The sequence below is a fragment of the Methanobrevibacter woesei genome, from assembly GCF_003111605.1.
GTDB lineage: Archaea > Methanobacteriota > Methanobacteria > Methanobacteriales > Methanobacteriaceae > Methanocatella > Methanocatella woesei.
In genome coordinates this window covers 60,451-85,772 of the sequence record NZ_MZGU01000007.1, presented here as the reverse complement: position 1 = coordinate 85,772, position 25,322 = coordinate 60,451, and the positions used below count along the sequence as shown (strand labels likewise).

23 protein-coding genes and 1 riboswitch are annotated in these 25,322 nt (G+C 29.7%); of the genes, 10 read left to right on the top strand and 13 right to left on the bottom strand.

The window, feature by feature from the left end; all coding sequences use genetic code 11:
* Positions 1–9: 9 nt before the first annotated feature.
* The 3 genes from aspS to MBBWO_RS07900 all read right to left on the bottom strand — a co-directional run bounded on the left by aspS (position 10) and on the right by MBBWO_RS07900 (position 2,889).
* Complete coding sequence (aspS, locus tag MBBWO_RS07910; RefSeq protein WP_116670361.1) at positions 10–1,329, bottom strand: aspartate--tRNA(Asn) ligase; 1,320 nt, start codon at positions 1,327–1,329, stop codon at positions 10–12.
* Positions 1,330–1,512: 183 nt separating this feature from the next.
* Positions 1,513–2,283 (bottom strand): BRO-N domain-containing protein, encoded by a 771-nt coding sequence (locus MBBWO_RS07905; protein ID WP_116670360.1) that lies wholly within the window; start codon positions 2,281–2,283, stop codon positions 1,513–1,515.
* Positions 2,284–2,511: 228 nt separating this feature from the next.
* Positions 2,512–2,889: a winged helix-turn-helix transcriptional regulator gene (locus MBBWO_RS07900; protein WP_116670359.1), complete on the bottom strand. Its 378-nt coding sequence runs from the start codon at positions 2,887–2,889 to the stop codon at positions 2,512–2,514.
* A gap of 198 nt (positions 2,890–3,087) precedes the next feature.
* Between MBBWO_RS07900 and MBBWO_RS07895 the strand changes: the two genes are divergently transcribed.
* Positions 3,088–3,495 carry a pyridoxamine 5'-phosphate oxidase family protein gene (locus tag MBBWO_RS07895; RefSeq protein ID WP_116670358.1) on the top strand — a complete coding sequence of 136 codons (408 nt, stop codon included), beginning with the start codon at positions 3,088–3,090 and terminating at the stop codon, positions 3,493–3,495.
* A 17-nt stretch (positions 3,496–3,512) separates the two neighbouring features.
* Here MBBWO_RS07895 and hisD read toward each other — a convergent pair whose 3' ends face one another.
* Both hisD and ilvD read right to left on the bottom strand, forming a co-directional pair.
* Complete coding sequence (gene hisD / locus MBBWO_RS07890) at positions 3,513–4,787, bottom strand: histidinol dehydrogenase (protein WP_116670357.1); 1,275 nt, start codon at positions 4,785–4,787, stop codon at positions 3,513–3,515.
* A 9-nt stretch (positions 4,788–4,796) separates the two neighbouring features.
* On the bottom strand, positions 4,797–6,452 hold the full coding sequence (ilvD, locus tag MBBWO_RS07885; RefSeq protein WP_116670356.1) for a dihydroxy-acid dehydratase: 1,656 nt from the start codon (positions 6,450–6,452) through the stop codon (positions 4,797–4,799).
* A gap of 115 nt (positions 6,453–6,567) precedes the next feature.
* Between ilvD and MBBWO_RS07880 the strand changes: the two genes are divergently transcribed.
* Positions 6,568–7,683, top strand: coding sequence for a radical SAM protein (locus tag MBBWO_RS07880; RefSeq protein ID WP_116670355.1), 1,116 nt, complete (start codon positions 6,568–6,570; stop codon positions 7,681–7,683).
* On the opposite strand, the gene MBBWO_RS07875 is transcribed toward MBBWO_RS07880, so the two are convergent.
* From MBBWO_RS07875 to MBBWO_RS07865, 3 genes are all read right to left on the bottom strand, one after another.
* Positions 7,680–8,405, bottom strand: a complete 726-nt coding sequence (locus MBBWO_RS07875) for an AAA family ATPase (protein ID WP_116670354.1) — start codon at positions 8,403–8,405, stop codon at positions 7,680–7,682. The two genes, MBBWO_RS07880 and MBBWO_RS07875, sit on opposite strands and share 4 nt — an antisense overlap.
* A complete protein-coding gene (locus MBBWO_RS07870) occupies positions 8,406–9,185 on the bottom strand; it encodes a ParA family protein (RefSeq protein WP_116670353.1) in 780 nt (259 codons plus the stop codon). It lies immediately after the preceding gene.
* A gap of 494 nt (positions 9,186–9,679) precedes the next feature.
* Positions 9,680–10,987, bottom strand: coding sequence for a TrpB-like pyridoxal phosphate-dependent enzyme (locus MBBWO_RS07865; protein WP_116670352.1), 1,308 nt, complete (start codon positions 10,985–10,987; stop codon positions 9,680–9,682).
* Positions 10,988–11,185: 198 nt separating this feature from the next.
* On the opposite strand from MBBWO_RS07865, the gene MBBWO_RS07860 reads away from it, so the two are divergent.
* Genes MBBWO_RS07860 through MBBWO_RS07850 form a run of 3 tightly spaced genes read left to right on the top strand, consistent with a single transcriptional unit; the run spans position 11,186 to position 13,660 of the window.
* Entirely contained in the window at positions 11,186–12,226 is a 1,041-nt protein-coding gene (locus MBBWO_RS07860; protein WP_116670351.1) for a DUF1786 domain-containing protein, read from the top strand.
* Positions 12,219–12,869, top strand: coding sequence for a CehA/McbA family metallohydrolase (locus MBBWO_RS07855; protein WP_116670350.1), 651 nt, complete (start codon positions 12,219–12,221; stop codon positions 12,867–12,869). The genes MBBWO_RS07860 and MBBWO_RS07855 overlap by 8 nt, the downstream gene beginning before the upstream one ends.
* An 8-nt stretch (positions 12,870–12,877) precedes the next feature.
* Entirely contained in the window at positions 12,878–13,660 is a 783-nt protein-coding gene (locus MBBWO_RS07850; protein WP_116670349.1) for a DUF63 family protein, read from the top strand.
* Between the two features lie 13 nt (positions 13,661–13,673).
* Here the strand turns inward: MBBWO_RS07850 and MBBWO_RS07845 are convergent, their stop codons facing one another.
* Positions 13,674–15,212: a 2-isopropylmalate synthase gene (locus tag MBBWO_RS07845; RefSeq protein WP_116670348.1), complete on the bottom strand. Its 1,539-nt coding sequence runs from the start codon at positions 15,210–15,212 to the stop codon at positions 13,674–13,676.
* A 97-nt stretch (positions 15,213–15,309) separates the two neighbouring features.
* Between MBBWO_RS07845 and MBBWO_RS07840 the strand changes: the two genes are divergently transcribed.
* A complete protein-coding gene (locus tag MBBWO_RS07840; protein ID WP_243408507.1) occupies positions 15,310–16,020 on the top strand; it encodes a sugar phosphate isomerase/epimerase family protein in 711 nt (236 codons plus the stop codon).
* On the opposite strand, the gene MBBWO_RS07835 is transcribed toward MBBWO_RS07840, so the two are convergent.
* Positions 15,996–16,790 carry an HAD-IC family P-type ATPase gene (locus tag MBBWO_RS07835; protein WP_116670346.1) on the bottom strand — a complete coding sequence of 265 codons (795 nt, stop codon included), beginning with the start codon at positions 16,788–16,790 and terminating at the stop codon, positions 15,996–15,998. The two genes, MBBWO_RS07840 and MBBWO_RS07835, sit on opposite strands and share 25 nt — an antisense overlap.
* A 169-nt stretch (positions 16,791–16,959) precedes the next feature.
* On the opposite strand from MBBWO_RS07835, the gene MBBWO_RS07830 reads away from it, so the two are divergent.
* The 4 genes from MBBWO_RS07830 to MBBWO_RS07815 all read left to right on the top strand — a co-directional run bounded on the left by MBBWO_RS07830 (position 16,960) and on the right by MBBWO_RS07815 (position 22,080).
* Positions 16,960–18,024: an acyltransferase gene (locus tag MBBWO_RS07830; RefSeq protein WP_116670345.1), complete on the top strand. Its 1,065-nt coding sequence runs from the start codon at positions 16,960–16,962 to the stop codon at positions 18,022–18,024.
* Positions 18,025–18,111: 87 nt separating this feature from the next.
* Positions 18,112–19,476 (top strand): Asp-tRNA(Asn)/Glu-tRNA(Gln) amidotransferase subunit GatA, encoded by a 1,365-nt coding sequence (gatA, locus tag MBBWO_RS07825; protein ID WP_116670344.1) that lies wholly within the window; start codon positions 18,112–18,114, stop codon positions 19,474–19,476.
* An 86-nt stretch (positions 19,477–19,562) separates the two neighbouring features.
* Positions 19,563–20,564: a glycosyltransferase family 2 protein gene (locus MBBWO_RS07820; RefSeq protein ID WP_116670343.1), complete on the top strand. Its 1,002-nt coding sequence runs from the start codon at positions 19,563–19,565 to the stop codon at positions 20,562–20,564.
* A 10-nt stretch (positions 20,565–20,574) separates the two neighbouring features.
* Positions 20,575–22,080 carry an AAA family ATPase gene (locus MBBWO_RS07815; RefSeq protein ID WP_116670342.1) on the top strand — a complete coding sequence of 502 codons (1,506 nt, stop codon included), beginning with the start codon at positions 20,575–20,577 and terminating at the stop codon, positions 22,078–22,080.
* A 10-nt stretch (positions 22,081–22,090) separates the two neighbouring features.
* Here the strand turns inward: MBBWO_RS07815 and ribB are convergent, their stop codons facing one another.
* The 3 genes from ribB to sepS all read right to left on the bottom strand — a co-directional run bounded on the left by ribB (position 22,091) and on the right by sepS (position 25,169).
* Positions 22,091–22,777, bottom strand: coding sequence for a 3,4-dihydroxy-2-butanone-4-phosphate synthase (gene ribB / locus MBBWO_RS07810; RefSeq protein ID WP_116670341.1), 687 nt, complete (start codon positions 22,775–22,777; stop codon positions 22,091–22,093).
* Between the two features lie 48 nt (positions 22,778–22,825).
* A riboswitch (FMN riboswitch) is annotated at positions 22,826–22,960 on the bottom strand.
* An 86-nt stretch (positions 22,961–23,046) separates the two neighbouring features.
* Complete coding sequence (locus MBBWO_RS07805; protein ID WP_116670340.1) at positions 23,047–23,421, bottom strand: DUF120 domain-containing protein; 375 nt, start codon at positions 23,419–23,421, stop codon at positions 23,047–23,049.
* Positions 23,422–23,501: 80 nt separating this feature from the next.
* Positions 23,502–25,169: an O-phosphoserine--tRNA ligase gene (gene sepS, locus MBBWO_RS07800; protein WP_207771582.1), complete on the bottom strand. Its 1,668-nt coding sequence runs from the start codon at positions 25,167–25,169 to the stop codon at positions 23,502–23,504.
* Between the last annotated feature and the right edge of the window lie 153 nt (positions 25,170–25,322).

Below are 25,322 nucleotides of genomic sequence, written 5' to 3'. Positions count from 1 at the left end.
GAAAAAAGATTAAGGAGTTAATCTGTGTCTGTCTCTTGGGAAGAGAACGGTTTCACGAATGTTTTCAACTCCAGTAAGCACCATAGTTAACCTATCAGCACCTACACCCCAACCAGCATGAGGAGGCATACCATATTCAAATGCTTTTAAGTAACTACCAAATGCATTAACATTTAATCCTCTTTCTTCAATTTGTTTTACTAAAACATCATATTGGTGAACACGAGTTGCACCTGAGGATAATTCTAAGTTTTTATACATTAAATCAAATGCATGAGATTTAACAGGATCATCAGCATTCGGCATTACATAGAATGGTTTAATTTCACTTGGCCATTCAGTTAAGAAGTAGAAATCATCCATTTCTTCACCTAATGCTTTTTCAGCAGCACGGGATAAATCTTCTCCCCACATCATTTCAACACCTTTAGCATTTACAATGTCTACTGCTTCATCATAGGTTACTTTTGCAAATGGCTCTTCAGGAATTGGCATTTCATGTTCTAAAATAGCTAATTCATCACTGCAGTCTTCATTTACATCAACGATAACTTGGTAAATCATATCATTGAGGATTTTCATTACATCTTCATCATCCATAAAGGAAGCTTCCATATCTATAGAAACAGCTTCGTTTAAGTGTCTTAAAGTATCGTGTTCTTCTGCTCTGAAGATTTGACCGATTTCAAATACTCTGTCCATTCCACTAGCCATCATAATTTGTTTGTATAATTGTGGAGATTGACCGAGGAATGCTTCTTTTTCAAAGTAAGTGATTGGGAAAAGTTCAGTTCCACCTTCAGTAGCTGAAGCTACAAGTTTAGGAGTGTTAATTTCAACGAATCCATTTTTATAGAAGAAATCCCTTACAGTATGGAACATTCTACTTTTAATTTTAAATATAGCACTAACATTTGCTTTTCTTAAATCTAAGAATCTAGAATCAAGTCTTGTATCAATTTCTGCTTTAACTTTTTCAGTTGGATCCATTGGTAAAGGTTGGTTAGCTAAGTTTAACATGTAAATTTCAGCTGGGATAATTTCAACACCATTAGGAGCTTTACCAGCTTCTTGAACTGTACCTTTAATAGCTACTACAGATTCTTTTCTAAGTGCACGTAAATCTTCTAAAATTTCTGCATCAACTTTTTTACTTGGTGCAGTAATTTGAATTCTTCCTTCTCTATCTCTAATAACGACAAAGATGATTCCACCTAAGTCACGAATTTCATGAACCCATCCCATGATTAATACATCTTCTCCTTTAAGTTCAGGAGTAACTTCTTTAGTATAATGAGTTCTTCTTAAATCATTTAATAATCCTTGCAAATTAATTCACCTCTCGGTTAAAAAAAATAATTTAGAATAAAATTGAAAAATTAAATTTTCATTATAATTATAAATTTATTATAATATACATATAAATATTAGTGTTAAAATTAGTTTTAAAGATAATTCATCTAATAATTCTGGGTTTTTAGGATTACTTTTACTTATAACTTTTTTACCTAATTATTTTTCTAAATCTTTTCTTGCATTATCTGCAATACTTCCACCTCTTTTAGCAACATCCCTACTTTTATCTAAACCTTGAGGTTTTTCATTTCGACTGATTTCAGTAGTGGAAACTTCAGCTAGCATGTTTAAAACTAGCTCTGTGTTAGTCATGTTGTCCCTTAAACTTTCTTTTCTTAGGTTTTTATAGTCTTTATATTCACGAGTGGACATCCCAGACCATGCTTTGCTAATATCATCTGTTAGTATTGCATATTCAATTCCTTCTTTAATACCACTTTTATGCCATTCATGAGTCAAATCTTTACGAATTTCAATACTCCTTAAACGTTGAGTAATCCATTCATTGGAATATCCTTTATTTCTATAAGTTTGTATTGCCCTTTCAATAGCTTGTTCTGGATCTGCTATTTCTTCAAGCCTTTCCTTACCTAACTGTGCCAGCCATTGTTTGAAGGGTTCTGCTTTTGGAGAAGGAACAGATTGAATAATTCTCAATAATTCTTTGGTATTTGCAACATCTGTTAACCTCATCTTACCATCTGTTGCAGGAAGTTTCAACCTGTTACAATTTGTAACACTTTCATTTCCTTCCTCTTTTAAACGAGATTTCAAAGTTCTCCAATATTGAGAAGGATTTTTACTTTCTGTCAATACAGCTATTACATCAATTACTGAAAAATAATAATCTTCAATGTTAGAATCCCACTTTGTTCTTATTTTCTTATCCTGAAAAAGTTTAATCTCATTATTTTCTTCAGAACCCATAATATCACCTTAAATACTCCAAATATTACAACAAGTTTCTCCAGTTAAAATGTTTAATAATAGCTATATTAATCATATTATTTAAATTTTTGTAATTAAACAATTATAAAGTATTTAATTAATAATTAAAGATTTATGAAAGAATTAATAATTAAATTAAGCTTAAATAATTGATTTAAGCTAAAAATATTATATTACTCCAGTAAACTAATCATAATTATTAAAAAATTAAGAGATATCTAAAGCTTCTTTAAATTGATTTTTAATTGATTCTTTAACTTCAGGAGATTTATACTCTTCAAAGAGATTAGAATCTAAAATAAAACTAGCTAATTCATAAAGTACTTTATTTAAATGCTTACCTGCTTCAGTCAAGTGATATTCTGTTGTTACGGGAGTTGTATCCATAACTCTTTTCTCAATAATCTTTTTTTCTTCTAAATCTTTTAAACAACTAGATAAAACCTTATTTGAAATGTCTTTTCCTTCTTTAAACTCACTAAATTGTTTTTTACCAAAGAACATATCACGAATAATGAGAATTGACCACTTTTTATTAAATAGCTGAACAGCATTTTGAATAGGACATGTAATTGTTGGATCCATAAATAATCACCCTTATTTAATAATTATACATTTAACTATTTAAAACACCCTCTCCGGTTACCAAATGGTAACCAAATAACTTAATGGTTACAAAATCTATTTATAAAGCTTAAAACAATGTATTACATGAGTTTATAAAGTAAAACTCAAAAATAACTAAATTTAATTGTTAAAATAAAAATTAAGGAGATAATAATTATGAATGATGTAAAAGAATTTTTAGAACAAAACCCAGTTGAATACTTAGCAACAATCGGACTTGATGGTGAAGCAAAAGTAAGACCAATTATGTATTACTTTGAAGAAAATGGAAAATACTACTTCTGTACAAGTACCCAAAAACCAATGTATAAAGAATTAGAAGCAAACCCTAAATTTGAATTAACTGCAGCTAATCCAGAATTTAAATGGTTAAGAATTAGTGGAGAAGTAGAATGGATTGATGATATTGAATTAAAACAAAAAGTAATTGATTCTAATGAATTAGTTGAAAGTTTATATGGTAGTGGTGATAACCCAATATTTGCTGTATTTACAATAAAAGAAGGTGCAAAAGCAGTAATCGCTGATTTCAGTGGTGAACCAGCTAAAAAATATGAGTTATAAGTTAAATTATAACCCACTTATTTTTTTAACCTTATGTTAATTGAATCTGCATGAGCATATAAACCTTCATATTTTGCTAAATCAACACAATACTCTGCTAAAGATTCAATTCCTTTTTTTGAAATGGTTTGAACAGTTGGTTTTTTAATAAAAGCCTCTGTTGATAAACCAGAATACATTTTAGCTCCACCACTTGTTGGTAATACATGATTAGTACCTGATCCATAATCACCACAAGCAACAGGAGAGTAATTTCCCATAAATATTGAACCTGCATTTTTTATACTTTTAAGAACCTCTTCATTATTTTCACAGGCAATAATTAAATGTTCTGGTGCATATTCATTTGTTACTTCAATAGCTTCTTCTAAAGTGTTAGTCAATATGATTTTACCATACTTAGATAAGGATTCTTTAATGATTTCGCTTCTAGAAGCTTCATCAGCAAATTCATTAATTAATTTAAGAGATTTTTCAGCCAAATCTTTACTAGGAGTTGCAATAAAACATGATGCATTAGGGTCATGTTCTGCTTGAGATAACATATCATATGCAACATATTCTGGAATAGCTGAGTCATCTGCAAGTATTAAAACTTCAGAAGGTCCTGCTGGAAACTCAATATCAACTTCTCCATAAACTAATTTTTTAGCTGCTGTAACAAAGATATTTCCAGGTCCTACAATTTTATCAACTTTTTCTACTGTTTCTGTTCCATAAGCCATAGCTGCAATAGCTTGAGCTCCTCCAACTTTATAAATTTCATCAGCCCCTGCTAAGTCAGCAGCTACTAAAATAGCATCCATAATTTTTCCATCTGGCTGTGGAGGAGAACAGCAGACAATTTTTTCAACCCCAGCTATTTTTGCAGGAATTACAGTCATTAAGATTGAAGAAGGATAGACTGCTCTTCCACCAGGAATATAACATCCTACAGAGGAAATTGGCCTTATAATCTGACCTGCCTTTACTCCTTCAATTACTTCAATTTCCCATTCACTAGGAATTTCTTCTTTATGGAATTTTTCAATGTTGCTAGCTGAGGATTTAAGAGCTTCCAATAAATTAGGATCAATATTCTGATAAGCTTCCTCAATTTCTACATTACTTACTTTTAAATCACCTAATTCAACATTGTCAAATTTTTTTGTGTAATTTTTTAAAGCTTCATCTCCAGACTCTTTAACATCGGCTAAAATATCACTTACAGTACCAATAACATTATTAACATCATCTCCAGAACGTTTAACAACTTCCTGCAAGTCAATTTCATCATATTTTAAAATTTCCATTGTTTCACCTTATTTTAAAATAGCTCCTTTATCTGCAGAAGAAACAAGTTGTCTGTAAAGTGCTAACCAACCATCAACATCTTTTTTAGGAATTTCTCTTTTTGCCAATCTTTCAGCTATTTCTTCATCGGTTAATTCCACATTAATAGACCTGTTTTCGATGTCAATTTCAATTATATCTCCATCTTCAATAGCTGCAATTGGACCATCTGCCATTGCTTCTGGAGATACATGTCCAATACATGGCCCTCTTGTTCCTCCAGAGAATCTTCCATCAGTTATAAGACCTACATTTTTAATTCCCATACCAACAATTGCAGAAGTTGGGTTTAACATTTCCCTCATTCCAGGACCTCCCTTAGGCCCTTCATAAGCAATAACAATAATGTCTCCTTCTTCTATTTTATGGTCAAAAATAGCTTCAGTAACATCTTCTTCACAGGTGAATACTTTTGCAGGTCCTTTAAGATACATTAAGTCTTCTGCAACAGCTCCTTTTTTGACAACAGATCCATTAGGTGCAATATTACCTTTTAAAATAGCTATTCCACCATCAGCATGAACTGGATTGTCAATTGGATGGATTACATTACTGTCAAGAACTTCAACATCAGAAATATTTTCAGCTATTGTTTTTCCAGTACATGTTACAACAGAAGTGTCTATTTTAGATTCTATAGCTTTTAAGACCGCAGGAATACCTCCAGCATTGTGTAAATCCCTCATTGTATCTTCACCAGCAGGAGATATTAAAGCTATATGAGGTATTTTTTTACTAATTTCATCAAATAATTCTAAATCCACTTCTACACCATAATTTGAAAATTCACTAGCTAATGCAGGAAGATGAAGTGCAGTATTACTAGATCCACCAAGAGCCATGTCAACAGCAATCGCATTGTTAAATGATTCCTGAGTCATAATGTCTGATGGTTTTAAATCTTCTTTAACCATTCCAACAATACGACGTCCAGAATTATATGCCATTTCTTCATTTTCTTTATCCAATGCATGAGTTGTTGCGCATAACGGGAGAGATAAACCCATTGTTTCACAAAGACATGCCATTGTATTTGCAGTAAATAATCCAGAACAGCTACCTGCTCCAGGACATGCACATCTTTCAAGTTCATCCACTTCTTTTTCTGTAATTTTTCCTGCAGATAATTCACCAACAGCCTCATAGACACTAATTAAATCGACATTCTTTCCATTATATCTACCAGATTCCATTGGTCCACCAGTGACAACAATAGTAGGAATATTAACTCTTGAAGCACCCATTATCATACCTGGAACTACTTTATCACAGCTAGGAATTAAAACTAAACCATCTAAACTGTGTCCTTTAGCCATACTTTCAACAGTAGCAGCAATAATTTCCCTAGATGGAAGAGAATATTTCATTCCATCGTGATTCATACTAATACCATCACAAACAGCCATTGTATTAAATTCAAAAGGTATTCCACCAGCAGCTATAATACCTTCCTTTACAAATTCAACTAAGTTTTTAAGATGGATATGACCCGGAACAATTTCAGTAAAACTATTAGCTATTCCAATAAAAGGTTTTTTAAAATCTTCATCCTTAAGCCCACATGCACGAAGTAAAGACCTGTGTGGAGCTCTTTGGATTCCTTTTTTAATATTATCACTTTTCATCTAATCACGTTCTTAAAGATATATAATATAATAATATTTGTCTTTATTATATAAAAAAAATACTTTTCACTAGCTACGAAAATATAATTAATAATAAATCTATATAAATGAAATCATGAGTATTTTAGGAAAGATGCAAGTACTTACAGACTCAGCACAGTATGACCTATGTGACTATGTAAATCATAATAAGAGTTCACAAGTCAATCTACCTGGTATTTACAATGCTACTGGTGCAAATGGATGCCAAATACCTCTTTTTAAAACATTACAAACAAATAAATGTAAAAATGACTGTAAATACTGTATTAACCAATCAAAAAGACATTTTACAAGGTTAGAGCTATCACCTGATGAATTAGCTAAAGCTTTCCTAAATTATTACAACAGAGGATATGTAAATGGTCTTTTTTTAAGCTCTGGAATCTCTGATGATGAAGATAAAACTATGGAGAAAACTATAGAAACCATCCGTATTTTAAGAAAAACTTATGGTTACGATGATTATATTCATCTCAAAGTAGTTCCAGGAGCATCAAAAGACTCAATTAAAAGAGCTATGGCACTAGCTAACAGAGTAAGCATAAATATTGAAGCTGCAACAGCTAGTGGACTTGCAGAACTGTCTTCAACAAAAGATTATAATAAAGATATCCTAAAAAGGCTCCATTGGATTGATTCACTTCAAAATGCTAGTACCACATATCCCAATTCAACCCATACAACACAATTAATTGTTGGGGCTAATAATGAAACAGATAAAGAAATCTTACATAGAATGGAAAAAATCTATAAAAAAACAGATTTAAAACGTAGCTATTTTTCAGCTTTTTCACCAGTAGAAGGAACTGAATTTGAAAATAAAAAGGAATGCACTACAGAGAGAACCTCAAAACTGTATCATGCAGACAGCTTATTAAACAGCTATAAATTTAAATTAAAAGAATTAGTTTTCGATGAAAATGACCAATTATCACTTAATGAAGATCCTAAAATACTGGCTGCAAATAATATGGACATTTTCCCAATTGAAATAAATACAGCACCATTTATTGAATTAATAAGAGTGCCTGGAATTGGTGTAAAATCAGCAAAAAGAATAATAGCTATTAGAAAAAAGTATAAATTTAAAGATAAAGAAGAATTGAGAAGATTAGGTGTTGTGGTTGACCGTGCTGAACCTTATATTAAGATAAGTGGAGAATTTCAACCATCCCTTGAATTTTTCTAATCTTCCTCAAATAATTTCCAGATATCCGGATATTTTTTAGACACTGCTTCATCAATTAAAATAGAAGCTTCTTTACTAATACTGAATTCAGGTTCTGTTTTTCTTAAATATCTAAATACTGCAGCAGATTGAGAAGACCATAATGTTATTCTAGGATTTTTAGCAACAATCTCTTTAACCTCTTCAATATGAGCAATCTCTTTTTCAGTTAAAACAATTTCTTCCTGATTTTCCTCATTATCAGATATCTCTTGGGATGTTTCAACAATTTCTTCATCTTGTGGTGTTTCACTTTCATCTTGATGGGCATCATCACTAATTTCCTTATCATCTTCATCATCTTCTATCTCAACAGAATCATCTTCACTAACTTCTTCATTTTCTAAATCAGATTCCTCTTCATTTAAAGATTCTTCTTCTACTTTTAAATCGGAACCTTCCCCAGATTCTTCTTCTATAGGTTCTTCAATAACTTCTTCAGGAGATTCATTATCTTCAATATCCTCTTCTAAATCAACCTCAACATATTCTTCTGAAGTTTCTTCATTATTATCTTCCTCTGCTATGGGTTCTTCAATAACTTCCGTTTCTTCCTTATTAGAATTTTCAGATAAAATATCTTCTAAAGATAAATTAGTATTACTATCAAAGTCTTCATTATAAATATCTGGAATTAAGGAGTCTAACCCTTTTCCCAATCCAGATTGTCTTTTTTTAGCCATTTACAACACCTGATTGTCCCTTTCAATTATTTCATTTGCTAAGTTTAGATAAGCTTTAGTTCCTGTACTTTCTGGATCATAGATTAAACATGGTTTTCCATGACTAGGAGCTTCAGCAAGACGGATATTCCTTGGAATAATAGTTTTAAATAATAAATTACGGCTTTCAAAGTATTTTTTAAGCTCTTTATGAACATCTCTACTAAGTCTAGTTCTTTTATCATATAATGTTAGAAGTATTCCTTTAATAGGAGTTGGGCTTCTTAATCTTTTTTCAACTAATTTAATAGTGCTAATTAAATCAGCTACACCTTCTAAAGCATAATATTCTGCTTGAATAGGGATTAAAACACTGTCTGATGCAACTAATGCATTAACAGTTATTACACCTAATGAAGGAGGTAAATCAATGAAAATATAATCGAATAAATCAACTATGCCCCTAAGGGTGTTTTTTAAAATAATGTGATAATTCTCTTTTTCACTTAATTCTACACCTGCACCACTTAAAGACATGTTACTTGGAATAATAAATAAATTTTTTATAAAAGTAGGAATTGCAGCTTTTTTAACACTAATTTTACCAGTTATAGCATCATAAATTGTATTTTCTAATTTTGTCTTATCAATCCCAAAACTTGTAGTTGCATTAGCCTGAGGATCCATATCCACAACTAAAACTGATTTACCCATTAAAGCTAATGAAGTTGCAGTATTAACAACAGTAGTAGTCTTTCCACAACCTCCTTTTTGATTCATAACAGCTATTACTTCACCCAATTTAAAAATCTCCCATAATTTATTATAAGATATAAGTTTTAATTTATAATTTTTAAGTTAAAAAGTGTAAGAATTAATTTATAATCTCTAACTTCAAAGGAATAAGTTTTAATTTATACCATCTAAAGTTTAAGAAATAAGTTAAAACACCTAACTTTTAAGAAATAACTTAGACCTGTTAACTGATAATTTGTAAGTTTTAACATCTAACAGATAAGTTAAAAGAATTAAGTTTTAACATCTAAGGAATAAGTTAAATCTGCTAACTAATAATTTGTAAGTTTTAACTAATAAATTCTAACTAATAATTTAGAACTTATCTCTTATAAATTGTACCTTTTACCATTTAAGTTAGAACAAATAAGTTAAAAGAAATAAGTTATAACTTTTAAGTTAATAGTTATTTAGTATAAGTTATTAATTATAAGAAATAATTTTTAAGTAATAAGTTATAAGTTATAACTTGAAAAATTAAAAAAATAAAAGAAGGAAATTTATTTGCTGTTAGGCATAGTTCCTTCGAAATAGCTAGCATAACCTTTAAGGTCAAGCATTCCATGACCTGAGAAGTTAATAACAATAGTTTTTTCTTCACCAGTTTCTTTAGCCTTAAGTGCTTCATCAATACCTGCTTTAATAGCATGAGTAGTCTCAGGAGCAGGTAAAACACCTTCATTTCTAGCAAACATGATTCCTGCTTTAAATACATCTTGTTGATGAGCAGACCTTGCTTCAAATAATCCATGATCAGCAAGTAAAGATACTTGAGGAGACATTCCATGATATCTTAATCCACCAGCATGAACAGTAGGAGCAACGAAGTCATGTCCTAAGGTATACATTTTCATAAGAGGGGTGAAACCATTAGTATCTCCAAAGTCATATTCATAAGAACCTTTAGTTAAAGTAGGGCAAGCACTAGGCTCTACACCAATGAATTGTGTATCAGAATTTCCATCAATTTTATCTTTAATAAATGGGAATAAAGCACCAGCAAAGTTACTTCCACCACCAGTACAAGCAATCATAACATCAGGTTCTTCTTCAGCTTTTTCTAGTTGAACCTTAAGTTCCTGACCAATAACAGTTTGATGTAACATTACATGATTTAATACACTACCCAAGGTATATTTAACATTATCATATTCCAAAGCTTCTTCCATTGCTTCAGAAATAGCTATTCCTAAAGATCCAGGGTGATCAGGGTCTTTTTCTAATATTTCACGACCAACTTTTGTGTTATTACTTGGAGAAGCGAAAACTTGACCATCATAGATGTTCATTATATTCTTTCTATCAGGTTTTTGATTAAATGAAACTCTCACCATATAAACAGTACATTCTAAATCAAGTAAATTACAAGCTAATGATAAAGCAGTACCCCATTGTCCTGCACCAGTTTCGGTTGTTAATCTTTCAACCCCTTCTTTTTTAGCAAAATAAGCTTGTGGAATTGCACTATTTAACTTATGAGAACCAGTAGGTGAAGTATCTTCACGTTTATAATAAATTTTAGCAGGAGTATTGAGTTTTTCTTCTAAACGAGTAGCTCTAAACAATGGAGAAGGCCTACCCATTTGCATATATAACTCTCTAACTTCATTAGGAATTTTAATATATCTTTCAGTAGAAAATTCTTGTTCTAAAGCAGCTTTAGTAAAAGCTTTTTCTAGTGCAGCTATTTGGTCATGACCTTCACTATTTTTAGGTTTTGGTAAAGGTTCAGGCAAGTCTGCATTAATATTATACCAATTTTTAGGCACTTCGTCAGATGATAAAGTAATTTTGAAATTTTTCGCCATATAAACACCTCATTTTAATAAATTACATGAAACAAATAATATTGAATAAACTCATTGTACAAAAATATACATTAATACAATGAATTTTACATTTAATAGTAACAATTATAATTACATCTATGTTAATATATAAACTTTATTGTACAAAAAAATACATTATAAAAGATATTATATAAAAGTAACAAAATAATATAAATTATGAGAATTTTATCAATCGATGTAGGAAAAGGAACACAGGACATAATGGTCTATGATAGTACAAAGGAAATAGAAAATTCTATTAAATTAGTACTTCCATCCCCTCATTTATATATTGGACAAATAATGGCTGATGTTGAAAATGACATCTATTTTAATGGAGAAATAATGGGTGGAGGAAATCTAAAAAAAAGAATACTTGAACACATGGACAAGGGATATAAAGTAGTAATGGAAGAGCGCTGTGCAAAAACAATAAGAGATAATCTAAAAGAAGTAGAATCTCTTGGAATAGAAATTGCAGACAGTAGTAAAAGTTATTGTGGATATACAAAAATAACTTTAGGTGATATTGACATTACTAAACTTGCAGAATTCCTAATAGGGTATGATTTAAACTTTGATTTTGATAAAATAGCTATTGCAGTACAAGATCATGGCCACAATGATAATATGGGTGATAGAGACTTTAGATTTGAAAAAATCAGAGAAAAATTAACAGAACCCCTTGAACCAGAAAAATTTGGAATGTGTGGTAATGTTCCAGAATATTACTCAAGAATGAAAGGCGTTGAAAAAAGATTAGAAGATGAAGGAATTGAAATAGAACCTTTATTAATGGATACAAAATTCGCTTCAATAGCTGGAATGCAATATGATAAAGTGGCTGAAAGATTAAACAGTTATATTGCAATCGATATTGGAAATGGACATACAACAGCAGCATCAATAGAAGATGGGAAAATCCAAGGATTATTTGAACATCATACTTCTGCACTAACAGGTGAATCATTAGAAAGATACATAAAAAGACTTGCTGATGGCGTAATAACAAATGAAGAAGTCTACAATGACCATGGACATGGAGCACATATATTAAATCCAATATCTAAAATTGAAAAAGTAATAGTTGCTGGACCTAAAAGAGAATTAATAGAAAAAACAAATCTAGACTGGCATCATGCATGTCCTGGTGGAGATGTAATGATGACTGGAACCATTGGATTAATAAAAACAATAGAAAAGGAATATAATGTATAGTTTAGATCCCCATATACACAGTTGTTATTCTCCAGATAGTTTAACAAAAATAGAAGATATAATAGCAAAATCTATCGACCTTAAATTAGATATAATAGCTATCAGTGACCACAATACAGTAGAAGGATCAAAAGTTGCAGTAGAACTTACAAAAAATCGGGACGATATACTCGTAATTCCATCTATTGAGATTTCATCTGAAAAAGGGCATATTTTAGGCTTTGGATGTGAAGAAAAGATAGAAGAAGGATTACCTGCTCAAGAAACAATTGATAAAATTCGTGACCAAGGAGGAATAGCTATTATTCCCCACCCATATTGTTATTATAGACACGGACTTCTACATAAAATAAATTATAAAACATTAGATTTTGATGCAATAGAAGTAAAAAATGCAAGATTTATAATAGGTTACTGTAACAATAAAGCAAAAAATATTTCTGAATATGATAATATACCAGGTCTTGGATCAAGTGATGCACATTATGTAGAATTTATTGGAGATTGCTACACAAATATCGATTGTGAAATGGATATAGACAGTGTATTGAAAGCAATTAAGAAAGGGAAAGTAGAAGTTCATGGAAAAGGAACTTCCAACATTGAATTATCAAAATATTTATTCCATAAACACATTCATTAAGGGATTTTATGGACCTTGGACTTCCAGAAATAATAGAAAATATATTTTATTCAGGATATACAGTGTTTAATACATTGACATATGGTATAATATTAATAGTAATATTATATTTAATAATAAAATTATTCGAGAAACTAGAGATAAATCCAAAGTCAATAATATACTCTTTAATACCATTTATTTTTATTGGATCCTGTACAAGAGCACTAGTAGATAATGGAGTTTTTCCATTAAATGTGTTTTTAATAACTCCTGGAATATACTTTATGGTAGGAATAGCAGCAATCATCTCCTTGATAGTGAGTGTTTTAATTTGGAGAAAATATGATATTGATTATAGATATACAATATTTCTCATAGGAATATTATTTGCAATTATTCCTCTTGTGAATATACAGCATATCAATATAGAAATTATACTTCAAATAGTGATTCCATGGATATTAATAGTAGCTATCTTTGCATTCATTGGAAGATATTGGAAATTATACAGAAATAAAATAAATTTATCAATACTTGCAGTCCATGTATTTGACGCAACTACAACTTTTATAGCTGTAGATTTTTATAATTATCAAGAACAACATGTATTGCCAGGATTTCTTTATGATTTAAGCTCAACAGCCATAACAATGTATCCTCTAAAAATAGTTGCAATAACATTAGCACTTTATCTAATAGATGAATACATTGATGATGAGAATATCAACGGACTTTTAAAATTAACTGTTTTTGTACTGGGACTTGCACCAGGTTTGAGAAATTGTCTTACAATGGCAATGGGAATATAAAAAAATAGAAGAGTTATTGATTAACTCTTTGTAAAAGTAATAATTTATTAATAGAATCAAGAACTGCTAAAATACTTGCCATAACAATATCTTCATTAGTAGATCTTCCAGTAGATTTATTACCTTCGGAATCAGAACTGATAACAAATACTTCAGCTAATGCATCAGTACCGCCAGTGATAGCTTCAACATTATACTCTTCAAGTTCAACATCTAATGTATCTTGAATTAAAGATCTAATAGCATTTAATGCAGCATCAACTGGACCTACTCCAGTAGCAGATGTTTCTTTTTCTTCACCATAAATTTCTAACTTTACAGTAGCTGTTGAAGATACAATTGCTCCAGATAGAAGACCTAATCCCTTAAGAACAATAGGAGTTTCTTTTGCAGAACTGATTTCATTAATAGCTAAAGATTTTAAATCAGAATCAGTAATTGTCTTACCTTTATCACCTAATGCTTTAATTTGAGAAAACACATTATCAAATTGTTCTTCATTTAAATCTATATTAAATTCATCTAATTTAGATTTTAAAGCATTAGCTCCTGTATGTTTTCCAATAATGATACGTCTGGAATGACCAACAAGTTCAGGAGAAATTGGTTCATAAGTTAAAGCATTGTTTAAAATTCCATGAACATGGATTCCAGATTCATGAGCAAATGCATTGTCTCCAACAATTGGTTTGTTTACAGGTTTTTTAATACCAGTAATCCTAGAAACGGAATCAGAAATGTTATAGAGCTGAGTAGTATCAATATCTAAATCAATTCCATAAGCTGCATGTAAGGCAACAACAATCTCTTCAAGTGCAGAATTACCAGTTCTCTCACCAATACCATTAACAGTTACATGAGCCTGATTTGCACCACATTCAATAGCTGTTAAGGTGTTTGCAGTAGCAAGACCAAAATCATTATGGAAATGAACACTAATAGGAGTTGTAAATTCATTTTTAAGGTCTGTGATTAATTGTTTAGTTACAATAGGAGTTAAAACACCAACAGTATCTGGAACATTTAAAAAATCAGCACCAGCATCAACAACAGAACGGTAAACATCAAAAAGAAAATCACCTTCAGTTCTTGTTGCATCTTCTGCAGAAAACTCTATTGTTAAACCATGATCTTTACCATATTCAACTGCATTAATAGCAGTTTCTATGATTTTCTCTTTAGACATTTTTAATTTATAATCTCTATGAAGAGGTGATGTGCCGATAAAAGTATGCATATAGTCTAAATCAGCATCAAGAACAGCATCAATGTCTTTAAAAACGGTTCTAGCTAGTCCAACAGTAGTACAATCAACAAGATTATGAATTTTACGGCAAGATTCTATTTCACCTTTAGAAGATGCTGGGAAACCTGCTTCAATTTTGTCAACTCCCAATTTATCCAAACTTTGAGCAATCTGGATTTTTTCGTCAACTGTTAAAGCAACACCTGGAGCTTGTTCGCCGTCTCTCAAGGTGGTATCAAAAATATAAATTTTATCTGCTAAATTCATATTTTCTTTTTTAATAGTTTCCATATCTTTACCATACATATTAAAACGTCCTTTTTTAATAGTACTATAATTTTATTATATTCTAACTATATAAATATAAAATATGAAATTAGGATTTTCAACATTAGCTTTATTTATGAAATCATTAGAAGATATGGAAAAAATAGCTAAAGAAAATAATTTTGAAATGATAGAATTATTATCAGAAGGTCCTTATGCTCCAGGTTATCTATTAGAAAATAGCCATCTTTTAGAACCGCTAAAAAACACATCTTTAGAAATATGCATCCATGCTCCCAATGTCGACTTAAATGTAGCTAGTATAAATAGAGGAATAAAAGAAGAAAGTAAAAGACAACTTTTTGAAACAATAGATTTGGCAGCAGAAATATCAGCAACTGCAATAACTTTACATCCAGGACATATTGGAAGAATTGAAAAAAGAATTAAAGATATGGCTACTGAGATTGCTATTGAATCTGTTGGAGAATTAGTTGATTATGGAAAAGAAAAAAATGTAATTGTTTCTGTTGAAAATATGCCAAATCGTGCAAAGTTTTTAGGAACTACTCCTGAAGATATTGAAAGAATCAGCGAAGGTAGTGGCTCAAATATTACAATTGACACTGGTCATGCAAATACAACTGAATACTGTAGTGAATTTTTTGATTTGAAAAATATTAGCTATTTTCACTTAAATGACAATGATGGCATAAAAGACCAGCATGTATCCTTAGGTGAAGGCACATTAGATTTAGAATTGTTAAAAAAAGTTAATAAAGGAATTTTAGAGTTAAATACATTTGAAAAAGTGTTGAAAAGTCAAAAAGTAATATCTAATATCTGAGATATATCTTCAACTACAAAATCAGTTTTATTATAAAGTTTTGGAGATACTTCTTCTTTTTGTTCTAAAGTTAAAACAGAAACATCAGCTTTTTTAAAAGCAAGAAGATCATTAAGACCATCTCCAACCATCATTACTTTATAACCTTTAGATTGTAAATCAGAAACAATTTCACATTTTTGAGCTGTAGAAACAGTTCCAAATGCATTATTCTCATTAATATTAAGCATGCATGCTAATCTAGAAATAGCTCCTTTTCTATCACCTGAAGCGATAAACAACTCAATACCCCTGTTTTTTAGTTCTTCAACAGTGCTCAAAACTTCAGGGAATAATCTACCTGCAGATGTAATAGTATAAGAAATTACCTTTTTATCAATGTCAATAATTAATGCTGAACCATTACATAATTCCATTTGAGGAATTTTCTCATGAAGTGTATCAAAACCATCAGTAATATCTTTAATAGTAGCTATTTTCTCATTATAAATAATTTCCTTTAATTCAGATTTTGAAATATCTTTTGTAGTAAAACTTACATCAAACTCAATATCATTATCTCTAATTAAATTAGAAATGAGATAATCCTGATTAAGTGATGAAAGGACACTTGCATTCATCTGAAGTACAACTAATGCCAAACTTGAATTAGAATCAATTAAGTCAAGTGAATTAACATCTGTAAAAATAGAATTATTTGCAATATCTTTAATAACACGATATCTTTCAAGCAATGTACCTGAATTATCAAAAACAATAGCTTTTTTCATGAAAATCCCTTTCTATAATAAATGTTTATTAATCAATATATTTAAATTTTTAAAAAGATTATAACTTATAACTTATAATAAATAACAAAAAATATCTCTAAAATTATAAAAATATTTAAATAAACTTTATAACATAAATTTAGATATTAAACTTAATTTAAGAGGATATATGATGGAAATAAGCCCTAAGAGAATTTTATATTTAGATGAAGTACGTTCACTTGCAATTATTCTTGTTGTAGTTGGACATTTAACACGATTATTTTCCTATGATTTTAATAGCTGGCTTTTTTGTTCAGGATTCTTTTCATTAACCCGTGTTGGAGTACCCTTATTTTTCACAGTAAGTGGAGCCTTATTATTAACAAGAAAACATGTAATTGAAGAATTCTTAAAAAAGCGATTTAAACGTGTTGTACTGCCTTTTGTATTTTGGATTATAACCTATATTTTAATTGGAATTATATTTTTAAACTATGACTTAACACCAACATTTCTTATGGACACTGCATTTGGTGTAGGAGATTATAGTGCTATATTCTGGTTTATATGGTCATTAATTGGTGTTTATCTATTAGTTCCTGTTGTAAGCAGTTTTATAAGAGAATATAAAAAAGGAGCAGAATATCTTATATTAATAACAGTTATTCTATCCCTATTATATACAATAGGATTTTTCGACTATCCAAACATGAAATATAATTTTAAAGTAGTCTTTTACTTCTTCCCAGTATTTGGATACTTTATCTTAGGATCATATCTCCATAATCATGAATTCAAATATTCAAAAAAGAAATCCTTTGGAATAGGAGCATTATTATTTATTGTAGGAATACTTGGACATTTCACATTAATCGTCTTAAAAGGATGGGGAAGTACAGCTTTAGCACCAATTGACTTCTTTAATATATTTGTAATAGCTGAAACTGCAGGTTTATTTATAATGTTTAAGTATGCAGATGTTAAAATGATAAAAGACTCCATCAAGCCATTGAAACAACAAACATTAGGAAAAGCAATTGTTTTATTTAGTAGCTGTAGTTTTGGAATTTACTTCTCACATTACATATTACTTAGAATTCTATTCTATTGTACACCATTATCGGCTATTTTAAAAACAAATGCCTATTTATGGCTTCCAGTTTCTTCAATAATATTAATAAGTGTTAGTTGGGCATTAATATGGACAATGAGTAAATTCCCATTATTAAAAATTGGAAGTGGAGTGAAATAAAATAAATATAAAATAGGCTAAAAAAATAACTATTTAAGGATTGAAAAATAAATTTAAAAATATCTTATTTATTATGCAGGTGTTCTAATGAATGTTATTGAAAAATTAAATTCCATTCAAAATAAAGAAATGACTGCAAAAGAAAATGTAGAACATTTCATTAAAGTCATTGATGAAAAAAATGATTCTATTAATGCTTTTGTAGAAAAAAATTATGAAGCAGCACTTAAACAAGCTGAAAAAATTGATGAAAAAATAGCTAATGGTGAAAAAGTAGGTTGTTTAAGTGGATTAGTATTTGGAATTAAAGCTAATATAAATGTTGAAGATTTAATTGTATCTGCAGCTTCTAAAACATTGGAAAATTATAAAGGAAGTTATAATGCAACTGTAATTGAAAAAATCCTTGAAGAAGATGGAATAATTATCGGATTAACAAATATGGATGAATTTGCTGCAGGAAGTTCAACTGAAACCTCAATGTACGGTCCAACTGAAAACCCAGCTGCAATGGGTAGAATTCCAGGTGGATCCAGTGGAGGAAGTGCTGCTGCAATAGCTGCAGAAATGTGTGATATAACTTTAGGTTCAGATACTGGAGGATCAATTAGAAATCCTGCTTCCCATTGTGGAGTTATTGGATTTAAACCAACTTATGGTCTTGTTTCAAGACAAGGTTTATTAGATTTATCCATGAGTTTAGATCAAATTGGACCTTTTGCAAATGACCCTAGTGGAATTGCACTTGCTTTAAATACAATTGTTGATTATGATTCAAGTGAATGTACTTCCCTACATAGTGATATTGATTTTACTTCAGTTCTTGAAGAGAAATCCCTTGAAGGAATGAAAATAGCTGTATGTAATGACTTTATTGAAGTAACTGATGATAAAATAAATAAAGTTGTTAATAAAGCAATCCAAAAACTTGTTGATGCAGGTGCTGAACTTGTTGAAGTAAGTTTTGATCATTTAGAACTTTGTTTACCAACATATTACTTAATTAACTATGTAGAATTCTTCTCAGCTACTAGAAAATATGATGGAAGAGATTACGGTTATAGAATAGAAGAAGTTTGTGGAGATGAAGTTTTAAGAAGAATTAAAATGGGTTCTCTTATTTCACAAAAAGAATACAGTGGAAAATACTACAAAAAAGCTTTACAAGCAAGATCTTTAATTAGAAATGAAATTAATGCAATGCTTGAAAATGTAGATTTGATTGTAGGTCCTACTGTTCCTAAACTTCCTCATAAAATTGGAGAAGAATTAACTCCAATGGAAATGTATGTATACGATATTTTAACTGTAATTGCAAACTTAGGAGGAATTCCAGCAGGTAGCATCAAAGCAGGAGAAGTAGAAGACATTCCTGTTGGATTACAAATCCAAGCAAAACCATTAGATGATTTAAAAATTATTAAAGCTATGAGTGTACTTTCAAACTTATAACTTTAATTAAACTTTTTTTTAAAAAATTTTTACACTTGAAATTGATGTCTTAAAAACTATTTTAAATTTAAAATAAGTGATAAAAGATGGAAATAAAAGTATCTTTAATTATCTCTGTATTTAATGGTGAAAAATATCTTAGAGAATGTTTGGATAGTGTAATTAGGCAAACACTAAAAGAAATTGAAGTTATCTGTTTAAATGATGGATCAACTGATAAAAGTAAGGAAATACTAGCTGAATATTCAAAAGATAGCAGATTCAAAATAATTAATCAAGAAAACATAGGTCTTGGAGCTAGTAGAAACAAAGGAATGGAACTAGCTAAAGGAGAATATATTGCATTTTTAGATGCAGATGACTGGTTAGTAGATAATGCATTGGAAACTGCATATAATGAAGCAAAAAATAAAAATACAGATATTACAATGTTTCAGATGATTAATTATAAAGAAAACACTGGTGAAGAGAAAAAAAATGACTGGTTTAACTTGGATAAGTTTGACAAAAGATTTAAAGATACTGTTTTTAATTATCAGCAAACTAAAGAATTCTTATTCCATTTATCTGTAAGTGCCTGTCAGAAAATATACAAAAGAAGCTATTTAGAAAGGATTAATGCAAAATTTCCTGAAGGTATTTACTTTGAAGATGCACCATTCTTTTTCAATATTTGGCTTAGAGCTAATCGTATTTCAATAATAAAAGAATACCTATACTACAGAAGAAGTCATGAAAACTCAATAACAGCAAAATGCGATGAAAAATTCTTTGATGTTATTCCAAGTGGGGAAGAATTCTTTAAAATATTTGTGGAAACTGGAAACTACGAAATTTATAAAGAAGAACTAATAAATTTTGCAATTAATGCTTATAGATTAACACTTAATTCAATAACAGAAGATGCAGTAGAAGAATTTTATAAACGTAGCAAAAGACAATTTAAAAAGATTGTCAATAGTCCATACATAGAAGATTTTAAAAAGTATATGTCTAAAGGAAATCAAGATACCTTCAACAATGTACTTAATTCAAAGGATTATGAAGAGTTTAAAAAATTAAATGTTAATTCAAAAGGAAACTTTTAAGAGGTAAAAAATGGTAAAAATTGGAATTACCTATGTTAAAGGTGCAGTCCCTGGATTTGAAGATTTTGGAAATTTACCAACTGATATTGTTAAATCAAATGGTTTAGTTAATGGTGTAAAAGCAAATGATGAGCTTGATGCATTGATTATACCTGGTGGAACTTTAATTGAGTCTGGAGACATAAGTGATGATTTAAAAAAAGAAATTGTAAAAATGGCTCAGGATCAAAAGCCAATAATTGGTATCTGTGCTGGATTTCAGCTATTAGGTAACCAAATTGATATTGGTAGAAAATCAGAGGTTCCAATTATAAAAGAAGGTCTTGGACTAATAGATGTAAATTTTTCTCCATTAATAACAAGTGATAGAGTAAAAGCTGAAGTTTATAATAATTCATTTATTACAGAGGGAATAACAGAGGATATTGATGGATATCACACACATACCTACGGTAATGTTGTTGGAGATGCAAAGCCACTGTTTTATTCTAAAATTCAAAGAATGAATTATGGAGATAATGAAAGAAAAATATTTTCAGGTGCTGTAAATGATGATGGAAATGTTATAGGAACAATGATTCATAATTTACTTGATGAAAATCCTAAAATTGTTTCTAACTTATTAAACTACCTTGATGCTGATGAAAAGGAAATAACTAAAATCTACAGAAAAAATGAAGAGGTTAAAAGATTCTTAAATCATGAAGTAGGAATTGATGCTAACTATCCAATTGAAAAATTATCTGATGAATTTTTAAAAATGAAAGATAATGAACCTAAATTCTTAATGATTGGAAGTACAGGTTCTGATAGTGGAAAAACCTTTATAGTAACAGGACTTGCAGGTGCATTAAGAAGAAAAGGTTTAAAAGTAGGTCTTTTAAAAGTTGGACCTGATGTAAGAGATTTAATACCTGGATTATACTTAACAAAAGGTAAAATGGAAGAGTACAGCTCTATAAAAATAGGCCATCTAGGTTGGATGGAATTTAGTGAAACAATTGAAAAATTAAAGCAGAGCGATTATGATATAGTTTTAATAGAGGGTGTTATGAGCGTATTTACAGGAACATTAAATGAGACTGTTCCATACTCAGCTAGTGAAATAGCTATTTCTTCAAATATTCCAATGATTCTTGTAACTGGAGTAAACAAGGGTGGAATTGAAACTGGAGCAGTAGATATTGTAGCTCACAGCAAAATGCTTCAAAAATTAGGTGTAGATGTAAAGGGAATAATCTTAAACAAGGTTTACAATGAAGAAATATTTAATTCAACAGTTGACTATATTAGAAAAGAAACATCTGTTGATTACATTGACTCAATTGAGAAATTAAAACTTAAAATGAGAGGAACTACACCAGAAATAGAAATAAAATATGATATTTTTTCAAAAACAGCTCTTGAAACTGTTGAAAAGAATTTAGATATTAAAAAAATAGCTAGTTTAGCTTCAGAAATTAGTTTTAACAGGTATTTAACCTTTGATGAAATAAAAAATCTTTGGAATAAATAAATTAGAGAGTTTAAAACTCTTCTAAATATTTATTAATAATGTCATCACCTTTTAAAATAACTAAATTGTTTTCTTCAGCATATTTTTTAGCTTTTTCAAAAGATGTAGCTTTATTAGTTTCACTATCCATCATTTCACAAACAACACAAACAGGAGTTACACCAGCCATCTCACACATAGCAAGTCCAATTTCAGTGTGTCCTTGTCTATTTTTAACTGAATCTTCAGCTCCTCTTAATAAACAAACATGCCCTGGTGATCTGAATTTTTCACCAAATTCATCAAATTTTCCATCTTTACATAATAAAGCTAATTCCCTAATAGTCATAGCCCTATCATGATCTGTAATTCCAGTGAATGAATCTCTATGATTTACCCAAAAGGAAAAAGAAGACCTTTCATCATATGGAATATCATTTGGAGCTAATGTAGCTAAAACAGGATATTTATCAGTAGCAGCATTCATTATATCAGTCATGAAAGGAATTCCAAGACTTTCACAAAAGTCATGATGGATACAATTACAGATTAAACCACCTGCATTATCACGCATAGTAGCTACTGATTCTGGGGTTACAAATTCAGAAGCGATAATCATATCTACTTCTCCTTCCCTATCATCATTATCATATACTAAAATAAATTCCCCATTTCTTAAAGCTTCAAAACCTTTTTCTATATCGTTTAATTCACTCATAATTAATTCCTCATTGTTCTATTTAATAGAACCAGGGCAACAAAATCAATTAATTCTCTTCCATCCGGACTATCACCGTCGGTTTTGGATTTACACCAAATCAACATTACAGAATGCTCGTGGACTTATACAGAATATGTAATCACCACCGGTGGAGACTTTCACTCCGCCCTGAGAACCTTAATAAGTGAATATATAGATTATGTATAAAATAGTTTTTGGTATAAAAAATAAAAAAAGAATTATATAAAAATTTTAAAAAAAAAGACTTATATTTCAAGTGTAACTTCGTCACCATCCTTAAGATTAAGTGTATCACGAAGCTTATCTTTAGCAATAAATTCCAAATAATTTTCTTCATGTGTAGTTTTTGCAGGAAAAATAATAGCTCCATTAATACTATCATTTAAAGTAGCTTTAATATATTTAACTGCTCCAAATCCATCTTCTGGAGTAATTACATCTTCACATGAATTTTTAATATTAACAATATCTTCTAAAAAGGAATCAGGAATGATAATATTTAATGTTCCTGGAAATGGATAGAAACCACAATTTTTCTCAAGTTCATTTGCATAGAAATCTTTAGATAAAAAAAATGCAGCTTTTCCCAAACCGGTTGTTACTGTTCCTTTAAAATTCATTAAATCACCTACAATAAAAAGACAATTAAAAAAGTAAAAATTAAAATAAATGAGCATAAAGTTAATTAAATAAAATGAGATTATTCAACACTCATTTCTAATGTAGAGAATATAGGTCCCCTAATATCAATTAACTTATTTTCATTATTAATAAATCTCATTGCAACATCATCAAGTCTCAAATTAATATCTGATAAGGATCTTGCAATTGTATTTCTCAAAGTAATTTCATTTTGATTAGAAGCAATAGCCTCTTCTATTTTATAAGCACTCATTGCAGCTAAAGCATCGAAATATGAGATATTAGTTGGTATTCCTCTTTTAGCAGCATAATAAATAAAGTCATTACTTTGACCTTCTTTAAATTCATTTTCTAATTTAGAAATATCAGCATCCACATCATCAAAGTCTTCACTTTCATTAATAAAAGATTGTGGAATTCCTAAAATATTTCCATTATAAACAAATATTTCATTAGTAGCTGCAGGACCTAACAGATTAGTGTTGTCCTCTTTTTCAATAGCTTTAAGAGATATTTCATGATTTAAAAACTCCCCATTAAATACTTCAAATTCACATGGTGATTTGGAATCATGTTTAGCCATCCAAGTGTTAGAAATTTCCTTCATTAAATTTATTCCATCATCAGTAACTGGATATAAATTATAAGAAATCATTGTAGCTAATTCCCTATCAGTTAAGGTTAATTTTTTGTACAATTGAGGATAAACCATTTCACGAATATCATTGTACTCATTTAAGACCATAGCTATTCTTTCAACCCCACAACCAAGGTTCATAACATCATAATCAATTCCATACTTATCAAGAGCAATTGGAGAATATAAACCAAAAGTAGCTATTTCTACCCATTGTTTAAGTTTAGGATGATAACCATAAACCTCAGTTTGAGTATCTGGAGTGTAATATTTAGATTTTTTATCATCAGGTAAGAATTTAAATTTAGAAAATCCAAAGTATTGAAGAAGAGCTTCAGAAGTTGCTTTTCCTGTATCTAAACTAACATGTTCATCTGCAATAACACAACTAGCTGAATGATAAGTTCTTAAATGACTTGCATCTTCTTTTTGTTCACGTCTGAAACAACGATCAATAGAAAATGCTTTAATTGGTAATTTTTTAGGGTGTTTACACATTTCAGATAAGCTAATAAACCAACCAGATGTCATGTGAGAACGTAGAGTATCATTATGTGCAATAGCTTCAAGTTGATATAATTCAGGGAACACCTTTTCAAGTACACGAAGACCTACATCATTATCAACATCTAATGAATTAGCTACTTCTAAAACAAGGTCATCTCCATCAACAGAACCCTTTTTATATCCTCTGAAAACTTCTTTTAGATTATTGGTTTTATCTTCATCTAATTCAACACCAATACTCTCAATTTGTTCTAATTTATCAATACCAATCCCAATATCTGGTCTTGGAAGACCTGCAACAAAAAAACATCTGTCTAAAACAGCAGGTGCTTCTTTTCCAAATTGTTTGTGTACATGAGACTTATCAATAAGAACAGGATTTACATACTCATCAAAACCTAATCTTAAATAAGCTTCTCTAAGTTTTTGTAATGTATCATAAAGAACATGAGACTGCCCCATATCATATTTAAGTTTAGGATAAGCTTCATCAGGATGTGGTTTATAAACTAACTTACCAGATTCCATCCATGCTTTTTCAAAATCCTTTTTAGCTAATTTAACAATCTTTTTTTTATCCAAAATAATCCCCCAAAAATAGCTATCATTAAGTTATTTTATAATAATTTATTTTTTATGTTTTATAAGCATATCATATAATACCAACAAAAACTTAGAAATTTATTTTAATTATCAAAATTATAAATAAAAATAGTATAACTTTTTCAAGGGAAT

Bases quoted from the DNA above. Each gene is read 5' to 3' on its own strand.
- MBBWO_RS07895 (WP_116670358.1), top strand. From the start codon at position 3,088: ATGAATGATGTAAAAGAATTTTTAGAACAAAACCCAGTTGAATACTTA.
- MBBWO_RS07865 (WP_116670352.1), bottom strand. From the start codon at position 10,987: ATGGCGAAAAATTTCAAAATTACTTTATCATCTGACGAAGTGCCTAAA.
- MBBWO_RS07815 (WP_116670342.1), top strand. From the start codon at position 20,575: ATGGTAAAAATTGGAATTACCTATGTTAAAGGTGCAGTCCCTGGATTT.
- MBBWO_RS07900 (WP_116670359.1), bottom strand. From the start codon at position 2,889: ATGGATCCAACAATTACATGTCCTATTCAAAATGCTGTTCAGCTATTT.
- MBBWO_RS07845 (WP_116670348.1), bottom strand. From the start codon at position 15,212: ATGTATGGTAAAGATATGGAAACTATTAAAAAAGAAAATATGAATTTA.
- MBBWO_RS07840 (WP_243408507.1), top strand. From the start codon at position 15,310: ATGAAATCATTAGAAGATATGGAAAAAATAGCTAAAGAAAATAATTTT.
- MBBWO_RS07835 (WP_116670346.1), bottom strand. From the start codon at position 16,790: ATGAAAAAAGCTATTGTTTTTGATAATTCAGGTACATTGCTTGAAAGA.
- MBBWO_RS07880 (WP_116670355.1), top strand. From the start codon at position 6,568: ATGAGTATTTTAGGAAAGATGCAAGTACTTACAGACTCAGCACAGTAT.
- MBBWO_RS07875 (WP_116670354.1), bottom strand. From the start codon at position 8,405: ATGGCTAAAAAAAGACAATCTGGATTGGGAAAAGGGTTAGACTCCTTA.
- MBBWO_RS07805 (WP_116670340.1), bottom strand. From the start codon at position 23,421: ATGAATTTTAAAGGAACAGTAACAACCGGTTTGGGAAAAGCTGCATTT.
- MBBWO_RS07860 (WP_116670351.1), top strand. From the start codon at position 11,186: ATGAGAATTTTATCAATCGATGTAGGAAAAGGAACACAGGACATAATG.
- ilvD (WP_116670356.1), bottom strand. From the start codon at position 6,452: ATGAAAAGTGATAATATTAAAAAAGGAATCCAAAGAGCTCCACACAGG.
- MBBWO_RS07830 (WP_116670345.1), top strand. From the start codon at position 16,960: ATGATGGAAATAAGCCCTAAGAGAATTTTATATTTAGATGAAGTACGT.
- MBBWO_RS07820 (WP_116670343.1), top strand. From the start codon at position 19,563: ATGGAAATAAAAGTATCTTTAATTATCTCTGTATTTAATGGTGAAAAA.
- gatA (WP_116670344.1), top strand. From the start codon at position 18,112: ATGAATGTTATTGAAAAATTAAATTCCATTCAAAATAAAGAAATGACT.
- MBBWO_RS07855 (WP_116670350.1), top strand. From the start codon at position 12,219: ATGTATAGTTTAGATCCCCATATACACAGTTGTTATTCTCCAGATAGT.
- MBBWO_RS07850 (WP_116670349.1), top strand. From the start codon at position 12,878: ATGGACCTTGGACTTCCAGAAATAATAGAAAATATATTTTATTCAGGA.
- ribB (WP_116670341.1), bottom strand. From the start codon at position 22,777: ATGAGTGAATTAAACGATATAGAAAAAGGTTTTGAAGCTTTAAGAAAT.
- hisD (WP_116670357.1), bottom strand. From the start codon at position 4,787: ATGGAAATTTTAAAATATGATGAAATTGACTTGCAGGAAGTTGTTAAA.
- MBBWO_RS07905 (WP_116670360.1), bottom strand. From the start codon at position 2,283: ATGGGTTCTGAAGAAAATAATGAGATTAAACTTTTTCAGGATAAGAAA.